Source organism: Massilia oculi, from assembly GCF_003143515.1.
Taxonomy (GTDB): Bacteria; Pseudomonadota; Gammaproteobacteria; order Burkholderiales; family Burkholderiaceae_D; genus Telluria; species Telluria oculi.
This window is the reverse complement of the sequence record NZ_CP029343.1, coordinates 5,732,001-5,750,596: the sequence shown is the minus strand read 5'-3', so window position 1 is coordinate 5,750,596 and position 18,596 is coordinate 5,732,001. Positions and strand designations below refer to the sequence as shown.

General features: G+C 66.6%; 18 protein-coding genes. 11 read left to right on the top strand and 7 right to left on the bottom strand.

Annotated elements, in window-relative coordinates; all coding sequences use genetic code 11:
* Window positions 1–9 precede the first annotated feature (9 nt).
* On the bottom strand, window positions 10–918 hold the full coding sequence (locus DIR46_RS25700) for a ZIP family metal transporter (protein WP_109347770.1): 909 nt from the start codon (window positions 916–918) through the stop codon (window positions 10–12).
* A gap of 63 nt (window positions 919–981) precedes the next feature.
* Entirely contained in the window at window positions 982–1,983 is a 1,002-nt protein-coding gene (locus DIR46_RS25695) for a manganese catalase family protein (protein ID WP_109347769.1), read from the bottom strand.
* Window positions 1,984–2,312: 329 nt separating this feature from the next.
* On the opposite strand from DIR46_RS25695, the gene DIR46_RS25690 reads away from it, so the two are divergent.
* Window positions 2,313–2,915 (top strand): hemerythrin domain-containing protein, encoded by a 603-nt coding sequence (locus DIR46_RS25690; RefSeq protein ID WP_109347768.1) that lies wholly within the window; start codon window positions 2,313–2,315, stop codon window positions 2,913–2,915.
* 205 nt (window positions 2,916–3,120) lie between these two features.
* Here DIR46_RS25690 and DIR46_RS25685 read toward each other — a convergent pair whose 3' ends face one another.
* From DIR46_RS25685 to DIR46_RS25670, 4 genes are all read right to left on the bottom strand, one after another.
* Window positions 3,121–3,858: an LrgB family protein gene (locus DIR46_RS25685; protein ID WP_109347767.1), complete on the bottom strand. Its 738-nt coding sequence runs from the start codon at window positions 3,856–3,858 to the stop codon at window positions 3,121–3,123.
* Window positions 3,851–4,204, bottom strand: coding sequence for a CidA/LrgA family protein (locus DIR46_RS25680; RefSeq protein WP_109347766.1), 354 nt, complete (start codon window positions 4,202–4,204; stop codon window positions 3,851–3,853). The genes DIR46_RS25685 and DIR46_RS25680 overlap by 8 nt, the downstream gene beginning before the upstream one ends.
* 101 nt (window positions 4,205–4,305) lie before the next feature.
* Entirely contained in the window at window positions 4,306–5,400 is a 1,095-nt protein-coding gene (gene hppD / locus DIR46_RS25675; protein WP_109347765.1) for a 4-hydroxyphenylpyruvate dioxygenase, read from the bottom strand.
* 34 nt (window positions 5,401–5,434) lie between these two features.
* A complete protein-coding gene (locus tag DIR46_RS25670; protein WP_109347764.1) occupies window positions 5,435–6,358 on the bottom strand; it encodes a LysR family transcriptional regulator in 924 nt (307 codons plus the stop codon).
* A 180-nt stretch (window positions 6,359–6,538) separates the two neighbouring features.
* Here DIR46_RS25670 and hmgA point away from each other — a divergent pair, with 180 nt between their 5' ends.
* The 6 genes from hmgA (at window position 6,539) to DIR46_RS25640 (ending at window position 12,825) form a co-directional block, all read left to right on the top strand.
* Window positions 6,539–7,846, top strand: a complete 1,308-nt coding sequence (gene hmgA, locus DIR46_RS25665; protein ID WP_109347763.1) for a homogentisate 1,2-dioxygenase — start codon at window positions 6,539–6,541, stop codon at window positions 7,844–7,846.
* 132 nt (window positions 7,847–7,978) lie between these two features.
* On the top strand, window positions 7,979–9,304 hold the full coding sequence (locus DIR46_RS25660) for a hemolysin family protein (RefSeq protein WP_109347762.1): 1,326 nt from the start codon (window positions 7,979–7,981) through the stop codon (window positions 9,302–9,304).
* Window positions 9,305–9,378: 74 nt separating this feature from the next.
* Entirely contained in the window at window positions 9,379–10,185 is an 807-nt protein-coding gene (locus DIR46_RS25655) for a TlpA disulfide reductase family protein (RefSeq protein ID WP_109347761.1), read from the top strand.
* A 59-nt stretch (window positions 10,186–10,244) separates the two neighbouring features.
* Entirely contained in the window at window positions 10,245–10,946 is a 702-nt protein-coding gene (locus tag DIR46_RS25650; RefSeq protein ID WP_109347760.1) for an MBL fold metallo-hydrolase, read from the top strand.
* Window positions 10,947–11,191: 245 nt separating this feature from the next.
* Window positions 11,192–12,580, top strand: coding sequence for an amino acid permease (locus DIR46_RS25645; RefSeq protein ID WP_109347759.1), 1,389 nt, complete (start codon window positions 11,192–11,194; stop codon window positions 12,578–12,580).
* Complete coding sequence (locus DIR46_RS25640; protein WP_109347758.1) at window positions 12,580–12,825, top strand: hypothetical protein; 246 nt, start codon at window positions 12,580–12,582, stop codon at window positions 12,823–12,825. The genes DIR46_RS25645 and DIR46_RS25640 overlap by 1 nt, the downstream gene beginning before the upstream one ends.
* On the opposite strand, the gene DIR46_RS26875 is transcribed toward DIR46_RS25640, so the two are convergent.
* The gene (locus DIR46_RS26875; protein ID WP_162819647.1) at window positions 12,801–13,097 is read right to left on the bottom strand and encodes a hypothetical protein; all 297 of its coding nucleotides are present in this window, start codon (window positions 13,095–13,097) and stop codon (window positions 12,801–12,803) included. The genes DIR46_RS25640 and DIR46_RS26875 overlap by 25 nt on opposite strands.
* 455 nt (window positions 13,098–13,552) lie before the next feature.
* Here DIR46_RS26875 and DIR46_RS25635 point away from each other — a divergent pair, with 455 nt between their 5' ends.
* From DIR46_RS25635 to lpdA, 4 genes are read left to right on the top strand one after another with little or no spacing between them, the layout of a single operon-like run.
* Window positions 13,553–14,785 carry a 3-methyl-2-oxobutanoate dehydrogenase (2-methylpropanoyl-transferring) subunit alpha gene (locus DIR46_RS25635; protein WP_109347757.1) on the top strand — a complete coding sequence of 411 codons (1,233 nt, stop codon included), beginning with the start codon at window positions 13,553–13,555 and terminating at the stop codon, window positions 14,783–14,785.
* A 38-nt stretch (window positions 14,786–14,823) separates the two neighbouring features.
* Window positions 14,824–15,834, top strand: coding sequence for an alpha-ketoacid dehydrogenase subunit beta (locus DIR46_RS25630; protein ID WP_205289203.1), 1,011 nt, complete (start codon window positions 14,824–14,826; stop codon window positions 15,832–15,834).
* A 4-nt stretch (window positions 15,835–15,838) separates the two neighbouring features.
* Window positions 15,839–17,197, top strand: coding sequence for a dihydrolipoamide acetyltransferase family protein (locus tag DIR46_RS25625; RefSeq protein WP_109347755.1), 1,359 nt, complete (start codon window positions 15,839–15,841; stop codon window positions 17,195–17,197).
* A gap of 4 nt (window positions 17,198–17,201) precedes the next feature.
* On the top strand, window positions 17,202–18,596 hold the full coding sequence (gene lpdA / locus DIR46_RS25620) for a dihydrolipoyl dehydrogenase (RefSeq protein WP_109347754.1): 1,395 nt from the start codon (window positions 17,202–17,204) through the stop codon (window positions 18,594–18,596).

Below are 18,596 nucleotides of genomic sequence, written 5' to 3'. Positions count from 1 at the left end.
TCAACCGTGTCAGGACAGCGCCGTGTCGAGCACCGTCATCAGGATGAAGCCGAAGATGAGTGCGATGCTGGCCTGGGTGCCGTTGCCCGACTGGCGCGACTCGGGGATCACGTCGTTGACGATCACCAGCAGCATGGCGCCGGCGGCGGCGGCCAGCGCATACGGCAGCAGGCCGCCCGAGATGCCGATGAGGGCGACGCCGAACACGGCGGCGATCGGCTCGACCAGGCCAGAGGCCACGCCCATGCCGACCGCGGTCAGGCGGCTATAGCCGACGGCGTGCAGCGCCAGGGCCACCACCAGGCCTTCGGGCACGTCCTGGATCGACACGCCGGTGGCGAGCGACGTGGCTTTCTCGACGTCGATGCCGGCGAAGGCCACGCCGATGGCCAGGCCTTCTGGCAGGTTGTGCAGGGCCACGGCCCACACGAACAGCCAGGCGCGGCGCAGCGACACCTTGTCGGGATCGTTGGACAGGATGCCCTCGGTGCGCACCGCGCGCCCGAGCAGCAGGATGACGCCGGCGCCGAACATGATGCCGGCGCCGACCATGAGGCTCGACTCCCAGTTGCCGGCGCCAGCCGTCTTGGCGGCGCTCAGGGCCGGGATCACGAGGGAAAAAGCGGTGGCGCCCAGCATGACGCCGGCGCCGAAGCCGAGGAAGCAATCGTAGGTGCGCTTGGTGAAATTCTGGGCGAACAGCACCGGCAAGGTGCCCAGCGCGGTCGCCGCCGCCGCCGTGCTACCGCCGGCCAGGGCCGCCAGCATCTTGGGATTGGCATTCAAGATCTGCTCGATCATGCTGCCGAGCAGGACGAGAAAGCCGGTGGCGCAAATGCCGAAACCGATGGCGCGGCGAGGAGTCAGCCAGCGCGGAAGGCCACGAGGGTGGTTGCTCTTGTCGGTTTGGCTATCCATGCGTCTTCCTGTAACAGGCCGCACCGGCCGCGGTGGCCGGCGCAGCAGGTATGGCCCGGCGTGTTATTTCAGCGGCTTGCCGCTGCCCATCGGGTTGCCCACACCGGTATCGTCGAGCGGACCGCCCATGGAACCGACGTTGGCCCCACCCATGGCATTACCACCCGATCCTCCCATCGTACCACCAGTTGCCGATTGCATCATGCCCAATTCGGAGCCGGTACGCGGCATGGCCGACGGATCGGACATGGTGCGCATTGCCATCTGCCTGAGGACGTCGATGTCGCCGCTCGGCAGCGCGACTTCGGCCTCGCCCGAGCCGCCGTCGACGGCCGTCTGCTTCTCGCGGTCGCTGATGAAATCCCAGTCGGCGCCCTGGTTCCAGGCGCCGCGCATCTCGCCCGGGCCCTGTGACATATTGTAGTAAACGCTGGCAAAGGCCGGCACCACTGGCATCTTGCCCGGCGGGAAGTTCGGCTCCATCGCGTACAACGCCTTCTCGAACGACTTCATGTGCGCCACTTCGCGGGTCATCAGGAAGCCCAACGCCTCTTTCACGCCCGGATCGTCGGTCAGCGCGATCAGGCGCTCATAGACGATCTTGGCGCGGGCTTCGGCCGCGATGTTCGAGCGCAGGTCGGCACTGGGCTCGGTGATCGAGTCGATGTAGGCTGCGGTCCATGGCACGCCGGCCGAGTTGGTCAGGGGGGCGCCGGCGCCGTACAGCACTTGCGTGATGTGGCTGTCGTTGCCGGGCCCGGTGATGGCGCGGTACATATCGGCCTCACTGTCGATGGCCTCGGCCAGGCGCCCCTTGGCGCCCTTGTTCAGCATGGCCACGATGTGACCGATCACCTCAAGGTGGCTCAGTTCCTCGGTGGCGATGTCGAACAGCATGTCCTTGCGGCCTGGATCGTCTTCGGCGACCGCCTGGGTAAAGTAACGCATGGCCGCGGCCAGCTCGCCCTGCGGTCCGCCAAACTGCTCGAGCATGAGGTTGGCCAGGGCCGGATTCGGCTCGCTGACGCGGACGGTGTACTGCAAGCGCTTGTTGTGTGCAAACATGACAGATGACTCCGATGCAAGTGAGACTGACGCAACCACGCGACTCGCGTGCGCTGCCAGTGAAGCGGCTACCGCCGGGACCGGTAGCTCAATATGCCATGTTCTCAGGTTGACCGTGGATGCGCCGTCAGGAGCGCGCCCGTATCTTTGTAGGACAATTGTGACAGTCTGTTATCCAAAATAAACAATCCTTCGGTCTGCCCGCTGCGCCGTCTAGCGGCGGGCTGGCTGGGCCGTCACTGACATGTGTCCGGCGCGCGCGCCTACAGTCGCCGCGCTCCGGTCGGGACTACCATGACGTTCAAACAATCACGAACGGGGGTACTACCATGAATCTCAAGCGACTGAGCCCTACCATCACCGACATGATCCGCTTCGATCACTCGCACGTGATGGTCACCTTCCACCAGTACTCGAAAGACAAGAGCCCGACCGTCAAGAAAGCATTGGCCGACACCATCTGCGACGGCCTGGAAATCCACGCGACACTCGAGGAAGAGATTTTCTATCCGGTCATGCGCCAGCGCGACGGCGGCGAGCCCTTCATCCACGAAGCGGAACCCGAACACGATGAGATGCGCCGCCTGATTGCAGAACTGCGCGCCACGTCCGGCGCCGATCCGCGCCACGACGACCTGGTGATGGAGCTGATGCGCGACGTGATGCACCACGTGGCGGAAGAAGAAACCAGGCTGTTGCCGGACGCCGAGGCGATCCTGGGCAAGCAGCGCCTGTCGGAGCTGGGCGCCGAGATGACGCGCCGCCGCATGCAGCTGGTGGGACCGAAGGCCGGCAAGCTGGCCAAGGAACATATCGTGGGCTTCTCGGGCAGCACCGCCGCGATGGTGGTCGGCGTGGCCGGCGCGCTGCTGGCGGCATTCGCCCTCAAGCCGAAGAAGGACACTTTCAAGACCCAGGCGGCGAATACCTGACCTTCTCTTCCAGTGACCGATGACGCCGCCGCTCGCAAGACCGGCGGCGTTTCTTATCAGGCCTGGCCGGAGAAAAAAACCGGCGCCGGGCCGAGCGTGGACTTGCCCCCGAGATCGACGCTCTGCTATTGCAGCCAACGGTTGGCGGTCTTGGGGCCATGGTCATGCAGCAGCTGCAGGATCGGCATCTCGGCATTCATTGGCCTCAGGACATCCACGCCATCACGAGCGGCACCAGCCACGGCGCCAGCAGCGCGGTCAGCGCGCCGTTCAAGCCCATCGCCAGCCCGGCGAAGGCGCCCATCTCGGGGCTGACCTGGAAGGCGCGCGCCGTGCCGATGCCGTGCGAGGCCAGGCCCAGCGCGAAACCGCAGGCGGCCTCGGAACGGATGCCTAGCAGCATGAAGACGTAGCGCCCCAACACGGCGCCGAAGATGCCGGTGCCGATCACCAGCGCCGCGGTCAGCGCGGGGATGCCGCCGAGCCGCTCGGACACCGCCATCGCGATCGGCGAGGTGGCCGACTTCGGCCCCAGGGTGTAGGCCAGTTCCGGCGTGGCGCCGAACAGCAGCGCCACCACCACGGCCGACACGATGGCCGTCACGCTGCCCGCCAGCAGCGCCGCGCCCAACGGCAAGGCGGCGCGGCGCAGGCGCGGCAGCTGGCGCACCAGCGGCACCGCCAGCGCCACGGTGGCCGGGCCCAGTAAAAAGTGGACGAACTGGGCGCCGGCAAAGTAGCGCTCATACGACATCCCGGTAAGCCACAGCACCGCCACGACCAGCGCGACGGTTATCGCCACCGGATTGGCCAGTGGCGACGCCTTGCACAGGATGAAGATGCGCTGCGCCGCCAGATAGGCGCACAGGGTCATGGTCAGGCCCAGCAGGGGTGAGGCGGAAAGATAGACCCAAAAATGGCTGAACTCGGAGAAATCAGGCATCGCCGCCCTTCCTGGCGTCGCCCATCCCGCGCAGGATCAGGCCGGTCACGGCCAGGGCCAGCACGGTGCTCACCACCAGCGAGGCCAGGATCGCGATCCAGTGGCCGCTGCCGCTGCCGGCCGCGACCAGGATGCCGACACCGGCCGGCACGAACAGCAGCGACAGGTGCGACAGCAGCATATTGGCGGCCTGCTCGACCAGCGCCTGGAGCTTCGGCATGGCCAGCAGCGCCACCATCAACAGGAGCATCCCGGCGACCGGCCCCGGCAAGGGAAGATGGAAGACGAACACGATGCCTTCGCCCAGGCACTGGAACAACAACAGGACCGCGAACGCAGCCAGCATACCTCTACTCCTGACGCAAGACGGCGGCCAGGTAACTTACCAGGCCGCCGAAAATTGTGCAGGATAGCAAATCCAGCGGCGCCGCGTGCGCGGCGCGCGTGTTACGCCTCGGCCGTCGCCTGCGCCCCGGCGATGGCGCCGCGCTTGACCTGGTCGCGCTCGATCGACTCGAACAAGGCCTTGAAGTTGCCTTCGCCGAAGCCGTCGTCGCCCTTGCGCTGGATGAACTCGAAGAACACCGGACCCAGTTGCGGCACGCCGAAGATCTGCACCAGCAGGCGCGCATGGCCGTCCTTGACGGCGCCGTCGAGCAGCAAACCGCGCACTTTCAGCGCGTCGGCGTCCTGGCCGTGGCCCGGGATGCGCTCGTCCAGCATCTCGTAGTAGGTGTCCGGCGGCGGCGCCATCAGCGGCACGCCGGCGGCGCGCAGCTTGTCGACGGTGGCGATCAGGTCGTCCGTCAGCAGGGCGATGTGCTGGATGCCCTCGCCATTGAACTGCATCAGGAATTCCTCGATCTGGCCGCCGCCCGCCTTGCCCTCTTCGTTCAGCGGGATGCGGATCATGCCGTCCGGCGCCGTCATCGCCTTCGAGGTCAGGCCAGTGTACTCGCCCTTGATGTCGAAGTAGCGGATCTCGCGGAAGTTGAACAGCTTCTCGTAGAAGCCGGCCCAGTAGGCCATGCGGCCGCGGTAGACGTTGTGGGTCAGGTGGTCGATGATGGCCAGGCCGTGGCCCACCGGGTTGCGGTCGACGCCTTCGATGAATTCGAAATCGATGTCATAGATCGACTTGCCCTCTTCGAAGCGGTCGATCAGGTACAGCGGAGCGCCGCCGATGCCCTTGATGGCCGGCAGGCGCAATTCCATCGGGCCGGTCGGGATCTCCACCGCCTGGGCGCCCAGCTCCAGGGCGCGCGCATAGGCCTTGTGTGCGTCCCTGACGCGAAAGGCCATGCCGCAGGCCGACGGGCCGTGCTCGGCCGCGAAATACTCGGCATAGCTTTTCGGCTCGTTGTTGACGATGAAGTTGATGCCACCCTGGCGGAACAGGGCCACGTCCTTCGAGCGGTGGGTCGCCACCTTGGTAAAGCCCAGCGCTTCGAACACCGGCTCCAGCACGCCCGGCGTGGGCGATGCGAACTCGACGAACTCGAAGCCCATCAGGCCCATCGGATTTTCGAACAGGTCTGCCATTGTCTCTTCCTTTATCTAATTAACTATCGTTGACTCACGTTTCCGCGAACACGTCGGCCAGGAGGCCCCGCAACCACTGGTTGCCCGGATCCTGGTTGAAGCGGCGGTGCCAGAAAATATTCGTTTGCAGCGGCGGCAGGTCGAGCGGCGGCGTCGCCCATTCCAGCCCGAACGGCAGGGCCGCGCGCTCGGCCAGCTTTTGCGGCACCGTCACGACCAGGTCGCTGGTGCTCACGATATAGGGCACCGCCGTGAAATGCGGCACCCTGTATCGTGTCCCAAACCCGTTCGTCGCCTGCCCCACGCCGGCCCTGGCCAGCGCCGCGTTGACCCGGTCGTAGGGACTGTCGGCGGCATCGACCAGCAGATGCTCGGCTTGCGCGAAGCGCGCCAGGGTCAGCTCGCCCCGCGCCAGCGGATGCCCCTTGCGGAACATCGCCACGAACGGCTGCCTGAACAAATGGCGCTGGTACAGCGCCTCGGAGACGTCCTCGAACGGCCCCACCGCCAGGTCGACCCGCCCGCCTTCCATCTCTTCCTTGAGCGACAGCGCTCCCACCCGCACCGAGCTGATCTCGACGCTGGGCGCCAGCTGGCGGCAGCGCTCGATCAGGGTGGGCATGAAATACACTTCGCCGACGTCGGTCATGGCCAGCATGAAGCGCCGGTTGCTGGTGGCCGGCTCGAAGCGGCTGCGCTGGTTCAGCGCCAGCGCCACCTGCGCCATCGCAGCTCCGATCGGCTCGGCCATCTGGCTCGCCAGCGGGGTCGGCTGCATGCCGCTGGCGGTGCGCACGAACAGCTCGTCGCCGAAACTGCGCCGCAGCCGCGCGAGCGCATTGCTCACGGCCGACTGCGACAGCCCCAGTCGCCGTGCGGCCGACGAGATCTGGCGTTCCGTGTAAACCTCCTGGAAAACCAACAACAGGTTCAGGTCGATATCGTGTGCTTCGATCATGGATGTCCCGGGCTGCCGGCCGCACCGGCAATAGAAACGCATTGTCCACGCCCGGACGGTCGCCCGAACAGCAGTATTCATTTTATGAATAGTCTACATTTTTCTATTCATCTCGTAAAACATGGCGGATTATTCTAGAGTGGCGCCATCAAAGATACTATCTACCGTCCAGGAGACCCCATGCGCCATGAGCCCGGCCATCCGTCAGCCTATATGAGCGGTTTCGGCAACGAGTTCGCCACCGAAGCCCTGCCCGGCGCCCTGCCGAAGCACCGTAATTCGCCGCAACGCGTGGCCTATGGGCTGTACGCCGAGCAGCTGTCCGGCACCGCCTTCACCGCCCCGCGCAGCCATAACCGGCGCTCGTGGCTGTACCGCATCCGTCCGGCGGCGGTGCACGGCAGCTTCGCGCCGCTGGACGCGCCGCGCCTCGTGGGCCGTTTCGACACCCCTGCCCCGCCGAACCAGCTGCGCTGGAGCCCGCTGCCGATGCCTCACACTCCAACCGACTTCATCGACGGCTGGGTGACCATGGCCGGCAACGGCTCGGCCGAGGCAATGAGCGGCTGCGCCATCCATATGTACGCGGCCAATCGTCCGATGGATGGCCGTTATTTCTACAATTCCGATGGCGAACTCCTGATCGTGCCGCAGCTCGGTCGCCTGTCGATCGCGACCGAACTGGGCCTAGTCGAGGTGGAGCCGCACGAAATCGCCGTGATCCCGCGCGGCGTGCGCTTCCAGGTGATGCTGCCCGACGGCGAGGCGCGCGGCTATATCTGCGAGAATTTCGGCGCCCTCATGCGCTTGCCCGACCTGGGGCCGCTCGGTTCCAACGGCCTGGCCAATCCGCGCGACTTCCTCACGCCGACGGCGCGCTACGAAGACCTCGAAGGCGAATTCGAGCTGGTGACCAAGTTCGGCGGCCGCCTGTGGCGCGCCCGGATCGGCCACTCGCCGCTGGACGTCGTGGCCTGGCACGGCAACTACGTGCCCTATAAATACGACCTGCGCCATTTCAATACGATCGGCTCGATCAGCTACGACCACCCGGATCCGTCGATCTTCCTGGTGCTGCAGTCGCCCTCGGACACGCCGGGCGTGGACACCATCGACTTCGTGATCTTCCCGCCGCGCTGGCTGGCGGCCGAGGACACCTTCCGCCCGCCCTGGTTCCACCGCAACGTGGCCAGCGAATTCATGGGCCTGATCCACGGCGCCTACGACGCCAAGGCCGAGGGCTTCGTACCGGGCGGCGCCAGCATCCACAACTGCATGAGCGGGCACGGCCCGGACGCCGCCACCTTCGACAAGGCCAGCGCCGCCGACACCAGCCGCCCGCACAAGGTGGGCGACACCATGGCCTTCATGTTCGAGACCCGCGCCGCCCTCGTCCCGACGGCCCAGGCGCTGGCCTCGCCGCAGCTGCAGGGCGATTACCAGCATTGCTGGGCCGGCATCCGCAAGCACTTCCGGCTCGCGCCGTAATGCGGCGGCAAGGCGAGCAGCGCACGCTGCGGTATTCCCGGATTTTGTCATTTATGCCATGATTCGCGGGCAGGCCATGGTGGCCTGCCCGGCCACGGCCCGGTATGACCGCTCATGGGTCAAGAGCCCAGCATGTCAGACATATTGATCATCCTCGTTCTGATCCTCTTGAACGGGGTGTTCGCGATGAGCGAACTCGCGCTCGTCTCCGCCAAGCGCATGCGCCTGGAACGGCGCGCCGAAGAAGGCAGCCGCGGCGCCCGCACCGCCATCGCCCTGGCGGACAATCCCAGCCATTTCCTGTCCACCGTCCAGGTGGGCATCACCCTGATCGGCATCTTCACCGGCGCCTTCGGCGAAGCCTCGCTGGTGTCGCGCCTGACGCCGCAGATCGAGACCGTCGGCTTCCTGGCGCCCTACGCCTACGAGATCGCGCTGTTCGTCGTGGTGCTGGCGATCACCTTCGTCTCGATCGTGCTGGGCGAGCTGGTCCCCAAGCGCATCGCGATGCGCCATCCGGAGACCATGGCCACCCTGATCGCCCCGCCGCTGAACATGCTGTCGGTGGTCATGTCGCCGTTCGTCAAGGTACTGTCGCTCACCACCGAGGCGATCGTGCGCCTGTTCGGCATCCACGACGCCAAGGAAGACGCGCCGACCGAGGAAGACATCGCCGGCATGTTCAAGGAAGGCACCGACGCCGGCCTGTTCGAGAAGACCGAATATGACATCGTCTCGCGTGCGCTGCGCCTGGACGACCGCCACCTGAAGGCCCTGATGACGCCGCGGGTCGACCTGGTGATGATCGACCTCGACGCCGAGCGGCGCGATACCCTGGAACTGATCAGTTGCCACACCTACAGCCGTTTTCCGGTATACCGCGGCGACCGCGCCCAGATCCTGGGCTACGTGAAGGTGCGCGACCTGCTGGCGCAGTCGGTGCGCCATGGCTCGCTCGAGGCGATCAATATCGAACATGCGGTGTCCGATATCCTGTTCGTGCCCGAGACCGTGAGCGCCATGGTGCTGCTCGAGCTGTTCAAGAAGAACCGCGCCGAACTGGCCCTGATCGTCGACGAGTACGGCGACATCCAGGGCATGGTAACCCTGTCCGACGTGATGAGCGCCCTGGTGGGCGACGTCACCGTGATCGGCGAAGAGAACGATCCGGACGCGGTCCAGCGCCAGGACGGCAGCTGGCTGCTCGACGGCGGCGTCGACCTCGACCGCTTCCGCGACCTGATGAACACCGACGTGCGCTTCCCGGACGAAGGCACCGGGGCGTACCACACGCTGGCCGGCTTCGTGCTGTACCAGTTCGGCTACATTCCCAAGACGTCCGAATTCTTCGAATGGGGCGGCTACCGGATCGAGGTGGTCGACATGGACGGCAACCGCATCGACCGCATCCTGGTGCAGCAGCTGGCCACGCCGGAACCGGTGACCGAAGAAGCCTGATCGTCGCCGGCGCGCCGCGCCCGGCTGGCCACGCGACGTCGTATACTCGTGCTTTGAACCGCACAAGGATCGTCATGGACGTCGTCAGGCTTGGCCCCCTCATCATTCCGCTGTCGGCCGTGCTGGTCGTGCTCGCCCTGCTGGCGGCGACCACCACGGCCGACTGGCTGCGCCGGCGGCGCGGCGTCGATGCCGGCGCCGTGCTGTGGCGGATGATCGTGGCCGGCTTCGTCGCCGCGCGCGCCGTGTTCGTGCTCAAGCACCATGACATCTATGTCAAGGCGCCATGGAGCGCGCTGGACATCCGCGGCGGCGGCTTCGAACCGGTGGCCGGCCTGGTCGTCGCCTGCGTGATCGGCGCCGAACTGACCCGGCGCCGCGCCGAGCTGCGCCGCCCGCTGCTGGGCAGCGTGCTGGCAGGCGGCGCGGTCTGGATCGGCGGCCTGCTGGCCGCACAGGCGCTGGCGCCGCCGCGGCCGCCCTTGCCCGACCTGGTGGTGCGCCAGCTCGACGGCAGCGAGGTGGCGCTGCGCAGCCTGGGCGGCAAGCCGCTGGTGGTCAACCTGTGGGCCACCTGGTGTCCGCCCTGCCGGCGCGAGATGCCCGCCATGCAGGCGGCGCAGGCGGCCAATCCGGACATCGGCTTCGTGTTCGTCAACCAGGGCGAGTCGGGTACGGTGGTGCGGCGCTTTTTGGCTACCCAGCAGTTGCGCCTGCAGAACGTGGTGATCGATCCGGCCGGCCAGCTCGCGGCGCGCACCGGCGCCGCCGGCTATCCGACCACCCTGTTCTACGATGCCGACGGCAAGCTGCGGCTGCGTCACGTCGGCGAGCTGTCGGAGGCGACGCTGAGGGACAAGCTGGCAAGCCTGCAGCGATGAGCCGGCTACCCGCCACGGGCGAGTTGTGGTACAACATCGCGGCAACCGAGGAGATGTCTATGCAAGTCAATCCGATCCAGCTGTTCGACGCGGAGTCGTCGACCTTTACCTATATTCTGGCTGCGCCGGGCAGCTATGACGCCGTGATCATCGACCCGGTCGACCGCCATTTCACGCGCGACCTGGCGCACATCGAACGCCTCGGCCTGCGCCTGACCCACTTGCTGGAAACCCACGCCCATGCCGACCACGTGACCTCCGCCGGCCGCCTGCGCGAGCATACGGGGGCCAAGGCCTGCGTGCCGAGCGGCTGCGACATCCCGCCGGCCGAAGTGCAGTTGCAGGACGGCGACCAGATCCGCTTCGGGCTGCACGAGCACATCGCCGTGATCCACACGCCCGGCCACACGGCCGGCAGCATGTGCTATCTGTGGCGCGGCAACCTGTTTACGGGCGATACCCTGTTGATCGACGGCTGCGGCCGCACCGACTTCCAGAGCGGGAGTCCTGAGAGCCTGTACGACAGCGTCACCCGCAAGCTGTTCGTCCTGGACGACCATGTGCGGGTATGGCCGGGCCACGACTACAAGGGCCAGTCGGTATCGACCGTCGGCTGGGAGCGGCGCCACAATGCGCGCCTGGCCAACCGCAGCCGCGAGGATTTCATCGCCCTGATGGCCGCGCTCGACCTGCCGCGCCCCCGGATGATGGATGTCGCCGTGCCGGCAAACCGCAACCTCGGCCTGCCGCACGGCGTGTGATGCATCAGTAGCGCCAGGTGCGCTTGGGCGCCGGCGGACGCTTCATGACCTTCGTTTGAAACTGTTTCCAGATCAGGCCCGCCAGGGCCATCATGATCATCTTGCGCATCATTTCTCCTTGATGGTGGTCGGCGACATGCCGTTGCCGCCAGCATAGCCCGAGGCCGAACTTGGCGGCGCAGGTTTGCCTCGCCCAAAGGATGCAGTAGAATCCCTGTCTTTCTGGCAAGACCAAGAGACGGACCATGGCCGACGGGCACAACGAACTCAAGCGCGGACTGAAGAACCGCCACATCCAGCTGATCGCCCTTGGCGGCGCCATCGGCACCGGCCTGTTCCTCGGTATCGCATCCACCATCCAGATGGCGGGACCATCGGTGCTGCTGGGCTATGCGATCGCCGGCGCCGTCGCCTTCCTGATCATGCGCCAGCTCGGCGAGATGATCGTCGACGAGCCGGTAGCCGGCTCCTTCAGCCACTTCGCCGACAAGTATTGCGGACGCTGGGCCGGCTTCGTCTCGGGCTGGAACTACTGGGTGATGTACATCCTGGTCAGCCTGGCCGAGCTGACCGCCCTCGGCATCTACATGCAGTACTGGTTCCCCGACCTGCCGACCTGGGTCTCGGCCCTCGGCTTCTTCGTGCTGGTCAACTGCATCAGCCTGCTCAACGTGAAGGCCTTCGGCGAGATGGAATTCTGGTTCGCCGTGATCAAGGTGGTCGCGGTGGTCGGCATGATCGTGTTCGGCGTCTACCTGCTGGTGGGCGGCGGCGCCGGTCCCGAGGCCGGCGTGGCCAATCTGTGGCAGCACGGCGGCTTCTTCCCGCACGGCGTGGCCGGTCTCGCGATGGCGATGGCGGTGATCATGTTTTCCTTCGGCGGCCTGGAACTGATCGGCATCACCGCCGCCGAAGCGGACGATCCGGCGCGCACGATCCCGCGCGCCACCAACAACGCTTTGTACCGGATCCTGATCTTCTACATCGGCGCACTGGCCGTGCTCCTGATGCTGTACCCGTGGCAGAAGGTGGTCCTGGGGGGCAGCCCCTTCGTGCTGATCTTCCAGGCGCTCGACAGCGGCTGGGTCGCCAACGTCCTCAACCTGGTCGTGCTGACCGCCGCGCTGTCGGTCTACAACGGCTGCGTCTACGCCAACAGCCGCATGCTGTTCGGCCTGGCCGAACAGGGCAATGCGCCGGCGTCGCTGAAGTACACCAACCGGCGTGGCGTGCCGCTGGTGGCACTGGGCGTGTCGGCGGTGGCAACGGGTTCGGCGATCGCGATCAATTATTTCCTGCCGCGCGAGGCGCTGGGCATGGTCATGACCCTGGCCACGGCCGCCCTGGTGCTCAACTGGGCGATGATCTCCTGGAGCCACCTGCGCTTCCGCCGCCACAAGGACAGCCTGGGCGAACGGGCCAGCTTCCGCAGTCCATGGTTCCCGCTGTCGAACTACCTGTGCCTGGGTTTCGTCGCGCTGCTCCTGATCGTGATGCTGCTGACTCCCGGGCTGCGCATCTCGGTATTCCTGATCCCGGTGTGGGTGGCGGTGCTCGGTTGTGGCTACTGGCTGCGTCAGCGGCGGGCGGCGGCGCGGGCATCTCACGCAGCGGCGAATGAGGGCGGGCTCTGATGGACATTGTCAGGATTGTCTATGCGGTGATCCTGCTGGTGCTCGCCATTCCCAACGCGATCATCGATTACAAGCACAGGAAGAAGAACGCCTATCCGCACGGTAATGCCTGGGCCTACTATTCGCAGCTGGCCAAGGAGGGCAGCTGGGAAGGCAAGTTCATGATGTGGTCGGGATATATCGGGATTGTCGCGATCCTTTCGATCATTGCCTTGGCCTTCTATCGACTGCTTACCTGGGATTGACGGTCCGCATCGGCTGTCGTCTCGCGCAGTGCGCCAGGCCTGCCTCCGGCCGGTGGATCCAGGATGAAGCGAGGTAAGGTGATCACCAGGCCCGAATGTGGCAGCGTGGCGTCGCGCACGCCGCCGGACTGGGCCTGGCGGTCGGCGCCGCCGGCGCCAATCCGGACCTCGACCTTGTCGTGGAAACGCAAGGGATCGTCCAGCTGGGGTTGGCGCCAGGTTCCGTTCTCGCCATGCTCGGGTGCGCCAACCTCTTCCCGTAGTACAGCCACCAGCACTGTCCCGGCAGGCTCGCCCGGAAGCGCGGCGTATCGCCGTGCACCACGGACGACAGGGTCGACACGAGTTCCCCGACGGCCACGCCATTGACGGAGACGAGGCGGACCGGCACCGCATCGGTCCCGTCGAACTGGTACGGGCCTCCGCCCTCTGCCTGCCAGGCATGTGTCTCCTACACGCGTTCGCTTGGCCCTGCCCAAGGACCGCACTGCCTCGCTGCCCTATCGTCCGCAGTGGCCCCGCAGTGTGCAGCGCACCCATGGTGCATGAAATGCTGCAAGTGCGCCAATCCAGGCGTCCCGCCCGGTACGGTGGAAAGCGGGCGCGACGCGCCGGTCGTCTATGTTGCAAAGCAATATGAAAATAGTTTCGCGCAGTTGACGTAAACGTCAACTAAAGGTCTATGATGCCTCTTGCTGCAAAACACCTCAAAAGGGAAAGCATAACTATGAGCCAGAGCAATCCTCTGTCGCTGCACGTACCGGAGCCTACCGGCCGCCCGGGCTGCAAGACCGATTTTTCGTTTCTCCAGGTGAGCGCTGCCGGTTCGGTCCGGCGTCCACCGATCGATGTCGCTCCATTGGAGACAAGCGACATCGCCCAACAACTGATCCGCGTGCTCGACGAGCACGGCAATGCCGTCGGTCCCTGGGCCGAGGAGCCCGACCGCGAACTGCTGCGCTTCGGCCTGCGCACGATGATGAAGACCCGTACCTTCGACGCGCGCATGGTGATCGCCCAGCGCCAGAAGAAGATGTCGTTCTACATGATCTCGCTCGGCGAGGAGGCGATCGGCACCGCCCACGCCCTCGCCCTGCAGGACGGCGACATGAATTTCCCCACCTACCGCCAGCAAAGCCTGCTGATGGCGCGCCAGGTGCCCCTGGTCGACATGATCTGCCAGCTGCTGTCCAATGAGCGCGATCCGCTCAAGGGCCGCCAGCTGCCGGTGATGTATTCGGTGCGCGAGGCCGGCTTCTTCACCATTTCCGGCAACCTCGCCACCCAGTACCCGCAAGCCGTGGGCTGGGCCATGGCGTCCGCGATCAAGGGCGACACGAAAATCGCGTCGGCCTGGATCGGCGACGGCGCCACCGCGGAATCCGATTTCTCGACCGCCCTCACCTTTGCCCATGTGTACCGCGCGCCGGTCATCCTCAACGTGGTCAACAACCAGTGGGCGATCTCGAGCTTCCAGGCGATCGCCGGCGGCGAGAGCGTCACCTTCGCCACCCGCGGCATCGGCAGCGGCATCGCCTCGCTGCGCGTGGACGGCAATGACTTCCTGGCCGTGCTGTCGGCCTCGCGCTGGGCCGCGGAACGCGCCCGCAGCAACCTCGGTCCGACCCTGATCGAATGGGTCACCTACCGCGCCGGCCCGCACTCGACCTCGGACGATCCCTCGCGCTACCGCCCGGCCGACGACTATGCCCGCTTCCCGCTGGGCGACCCGATCGCGCGCCTGCGCCAGTACCTGACCAACCTGGGCTGGTGGTCGGATGCCGAACACGAGGCCGTGCAGGCCGAACTCGAAGCCGAGGTGCTGGCCGCCCAGAAGGAAGCCGAAAGCTACGGCACCCTGGGCGACGAGCGCGCGCCGAGCGCCGCGACCATGTTCGAGGACGTTTACAAAGACATGCCGGAGCACCTGCGCCGTCAGCGTCAGCAGTTGGGAGTATGAAGATGGCACGAGACGATCAACCCAAGGACATCGCAACGATGCCCATGACCATGATCCAGGCCCTGCGCTCGGCCATGGACGTCATGATGGAACGCGACAACAACGTCGTGGTGTATGGCCAGGACGTCGGCTACTTCGGCGGCGTGTTCCGCGTCACCGATGGCCTGCAGGCGAAGTACGGCAGGTCGCGCGTGTTCGACGCGCCGATCTCGGAAGGCGGCATCGTCGGCACCGCGGTCGGCATGGCCGCCTATGGCCTGCGCCCCGTGGTCGAGATCCAGTTCGCCGACTATTTTTATCCGGCGACCGACCAGATCGTGTCCGAGGCGGCGCGCCTGCGCTACCGCTCGGCCGGCGAATTCACCTCGTCGATGGTGATCCGCATGCCTTGCGGCGGCGGCATCTACGGCGGCCAGACCCACAGCCAGAGCCCGGAGGCTTTCTTCACCCACGTGTGCGGCCTGCGCACCGTAATGCCCTCGAACCCCTACGACGCCAAGGGCCTCCTGATCGCCTCGATCGAGAACGACGATCCGGTGATCTTCCTGGAACCCAAGCGTCTTTACAACGGCCCGTTCGACGGCCACCACGACCGTCCGGTCGTGCCATGGTCCGGTCACCCGAAAGGCGAAGTCCCGACAGGCTACTACACCGTCGACCTCGACAAGGCGGCCATCGTCCGTCCGGGCAACGACGTCACCGTGCTGGCCTACGGCACGATGGTCTGGGTCGCCGAGGCGGCGGCGCGCGAATCCGGCGTCGACGCCGAGGTGATCGACCTGCGGAGCATCTGGCCGCTCGACCTCGACACCATCGTCGATTCGGTCAAGAAGACCGGCCGCTGCGTGATCGTGCACGAAGCGACGCAGACCAGCGGCTTCGGCGCCGAACTGGCGGCGCTGGTGCAAGAGCACTGCTTCTACCAGCTGGAAGCGCCGATCGGGCGCGTCGCCGGCTGGGACACCCCGTATCCGCATGCGCAGGAATGGGCTTATTTCCCGGGGCCCGACCGTGTCGGCGCGGCCCTGAAACGCGTGATGGAGGGTTGATTCGATGGGTATTCACGTCATCAAGATGCCAGACCTCGGCGAAGGCATCGCCGAAGTCGAAGTGGTGGCCTGGCACGTTCAACCGGGCGACGTCGTCAAGGAAGACCAGGTGCTGGCCGACGTCATGACCGACAAGGCGACGGTCGAGATCCCGTCGCCGGTCGCGGGCACCATCACGAGCCTGGGCGGCGCGATCGGCCAGTCGCTGGCGGTGGGCGCCGAACTGATCCGGCTCGAAGTCGAGGGCGCCGGCAACCTGAAGGACAATGGCGCGGCCAAGGCCAGCCAGGAACCGGTCAGGATGGCCGCCGCCACCGCGCCGGCCGAGGAAGTCGCCGAGCCGCAGCTCGCAGCCGTCGCAGCGAATGAAGCATCGGCGCCCGCCTCTGCCCCGATCTCTGCTCCCGCGCCTGCCTCCAGGCCGGCGCCAGCCGCACGGCCTGCGCAGATGTCGAAGGGCGCGCCGCAACTGCGCGCCGATGGCGAAAAACCGCTGGCCCCACCGGCCGTGCGCCAGCGCGCCTGGGACCTGGGCGTCGAGCTGCAGTTCGTGGCCGGCAGCGGCCCGGCGGGCCGCATCACCCACGCCGACCTGGATGCCCACGTGGCCGGCCACCGCGGCGGCGCGGCCAATGGCGGCCTGGACGAGCGCTACGCCGAGCAGCATGGCGAACATGCGACGCAGGTGATCGGCCTGCGCCGCAAGATCGCCGAGAAGATGCAGGAAGCCAAGCGCAACATCCCGCACTTCACCTATGTCGAAGAAGTCGACGTCACCGAACTCGAGGCGCTGCGCCTGCAGCTGAACGCCCGCTACGGTGCGGAGCGCGGCAAGCTGACCCTGCTGCCGCTGCTGATGCGCGCCGTGGTGCTGGCCCTGCGCAGCTATCCGATGATGAGCGCGCGCTATGACGACGAGCGCAATCTGCTCACCACCTACGACGCGGCCCACATCGGCATCGCGGCCCAGACCGACAACGGCCTGATGGTGCCGGTGGTGCGTCACGCCGAGTCGCGCGACCCGTGGTCGAGCGCGGCCGAGATTTCCCGCCTGGCCGACGCCGCGCGCACCGGCAAGGCCACGCGCGAGGAACTCACCGGCTCCACCATCACGATCACCAGCCTCGGCGCGCTGGGCGGCATCGTCACCACGCCGGTGATCAATCGTCCGGAAGTGGCCATCGTCGGCGTCAACCGCATCGTCGACCGACCGGTGATCAAGGACGGCGCCATGGTCGCGCGCAAGATGATGAACCTGTCGTCCTCGTTCGACCACCGCGTGATCGACGGCATGGTGGCGGCCCAGTTCGTGCAGGCGATCCGCGGCTACCTCGAATTCCCCGCAACCCTGTTCGTGGAGTGAGCCGATGGAGACAATCAATACGACTCTGCTCATCGTCGGCGGCGGCCCGGGCGGCTACGTGGCCGGCATCCGTGCCGGCCAGCTGGGCATCCCGGCCATCGTGGTCGAGGGCGCGAACCCGGGCGGCACCTGCCTGAACATCGGCTGCATCCCCTCCAAGGCGCTGATCTACGCGGCCGACGAGTACCACAAGGCCGCCACCTACGCGGCCCAGGAATCGCCGCTCGGCATCAGCGTCGAGTCGCCGAGGATCGACCTGGAGCGCACCGTGGCCTGGAAGGACGGCATCGTCAAGCGCCTCACCGGCGGCGTCGGGCTGCTCCTCAAGAAACAGGGCGTGCGCGTAGTGCACGGCTGGGCCAGGGTACTGGACGGGAAGACCGTCGAAGTCGAGGCCGACGGCCAGGAAACGGTGCGCATCCGCTGCGAACACCTGCTGCTGGCCAGCGGCTCGCAGGCCGTCGAGCTGCCATTCATGCCGTTCGGCGGCCCGGTGATCTCTTCCACCGAGGCCTTGTCCCAGGACAGCGTGCCGCGGCGCCTGGTGGTGGTTGGCGCCGGCTATATCGGCCTGGAGCTGGGCACGGCCTACCGCAAGCTGGGCAGCCAGGTGACGGTGGTGGAAGCGGCGGAGCGCATCCTGCCGGCCTATGACGCCGAACTGGTCAAGCCGGTAGCGAAATCGCTCGAGCGGCTCGGCGTCGAACTGCGCCTGGCGACGTCGGTGTTGGGCATGGAAGGTGAACGGGTAAAGGTGCGCGACGCTTCCGGCGTCGAGGCCTACCTGGAAGCCGACAAGGTACTGGTGGCCGTCGGCCGCAAGCCGGCAACCACCGGCTGGGGCCTGGAAAACCTGATGCTCGACATGGCGGGACGCGCGATCAGGGTCGACGAGCAATGCCGCACGTCGATGCGCAATGTGTGGGCGATCGGCGACCTCACCGGCGAGCCGATGCTGGCCCACCGCGCCATGGCCCAGGGCGAGATGGTGGCCGAGATCATCGCCGGCAAGCGCCGCTGGTTCCAGCCGGCGGCGATTCCGGCGGTGTGCTACACCGATCCCGAGATCGTCGTGGCCGGCATGTCGCCATCCGAGGCGCAAGCCGCCGGTATCGACGCCATCCAGGCCAGCTTCCCGTTCAGCGCCAACGGCCGCGCGATGACGATCGAGGGTACGGATGGCTTCGTGCGCGTGGTCGCACGCAAGGACAACCACCTGATCCTCGGCTGGCAGGCGGTCGGTGTCGGGGTGTCGGAACTGGCGGCAGGCTTCACCCAGTCGATCGAGCTGGGCGCCCAGCTGGAAGACGTCGCCCGCACGATCCACGCCCATCCGACGCTGGGCGAAGCGGTGCAGGAAGCCGCGCTGCGCGCGCTCGGCCACGCCCTGCATATCTGA

Coding starts and splice junctions, on each gene's coding strand:
- DIR46_RS25670 (WP_109347764.1), bottom strand. CDS start 6,358: ATGATCGAAGCACACGATATCGACCTGAACCTGTTGTTGGTTTTCCAG.
- DIR46_RS25635 (WP_109347757.1), top strand. CDS start 13,553: ATGAGCCAGAGCAATCCTCTGTCGCTGCACGTACCGGAGCCTACCGGC.
- DIR46_RS25655 (WP_109347761.1), top strand. CDS start 9,379: ATGGACGTCGTCAGGCTTGGCCCCCTCATCATTCCGCTGTCGGCCGTG.
- DIR46_RS25685 (WP_109347767.1), bottom strand. CDS start 3,858: ATGCCTGATTTCTCCGAGTTCAGCCATTTTTGGGTCTATCTTTCCGCC.
- DIR46_RS25695 (WP_109347769.1), bottom strand. CDS start 1,983: ATGTTTGCACACAACAAGCGCTTGCAGTACACCGTCCGCGTCAGCGAG.
- DIR46_RS25630 (WP_205289203.1), top strand. CDS start 14,824: ATGCCCATGACCATGATCCAGGCCCTGCGCTCGGCCATGGACGTCATG.
- DIR46_RS25640 (WP_109347758.1), top strand. CDS start 12,580: ATGGACATTGTCAGGATTGTCTATGCGGTGATCCTGCTGGTGCTCGCC.
- DIR46_RS25660 (WP_109347762.1), top strand. CDS start 7,979: ATGTCAGACATATTGATCATCCTCGTTCTGATCCTCTTGAACGGGGTG.
- lpdA (WP_109347754.1), top strand. CDS start 17,202: ATGGAGACAATCAATACGACTCTGCTCATCGTCGGCGGCGGCCCGGGC.
- DIR46_RS25680 (WP_109347766.1), bottom strand. CDS start 4,204: ATGCTGGCTGCGTTCGCGGTCCTGTTGTTGTTCCAGTGCCTGGGCGAA.
- DIR46_RS25690 (WP_109347768.1), top strand. CDS start 2,313: ATGAATCTCAAGCGACTGAGCCCTACCATCACCGACATGATCCGCTTC.
- DIR46_RS25650 (WP_109347760.1), top strand. CDS start 10,245: ATGCAAGTCAATCCGATCCAGCTGTTCGACGCGGAGTCGTCGACCTTT.
- hppD (WP_109347765.1), bottom strand. CDS start 5,400: ATGGCAGACCTGTTCGAAAATCCGATGGGCCTGATGGGCTTCGAGTTC.
- hmgA (WP_109347763.1), top strand. CDS start 6,539: ATGCGCCATGAGCCCGGCCATCCGTCAGCCTATATGAGCGGTTTCGGC.
- DIR46_RS25700 (WP_109347770.1), bottom strand. CDS start 918: ATGGATAGCCAAACCGACAAGAGCAACCACCCTCGTGGCCTTCCGCGC.
- DIR46_RS25645 (WP_109347759.1), top strand. CDS start 11,192: ATGGCCGACGGGCACAACGAACTCAAGCGCGGACTGAAGAACCGCCAC.
- DIR46_RS25625 (WP_109347755.1), top strand. CDS start 15,839: ATGGGTATTCACGTCATCAAGATGCCAGACCTCGGCGAAGGCATCGCC.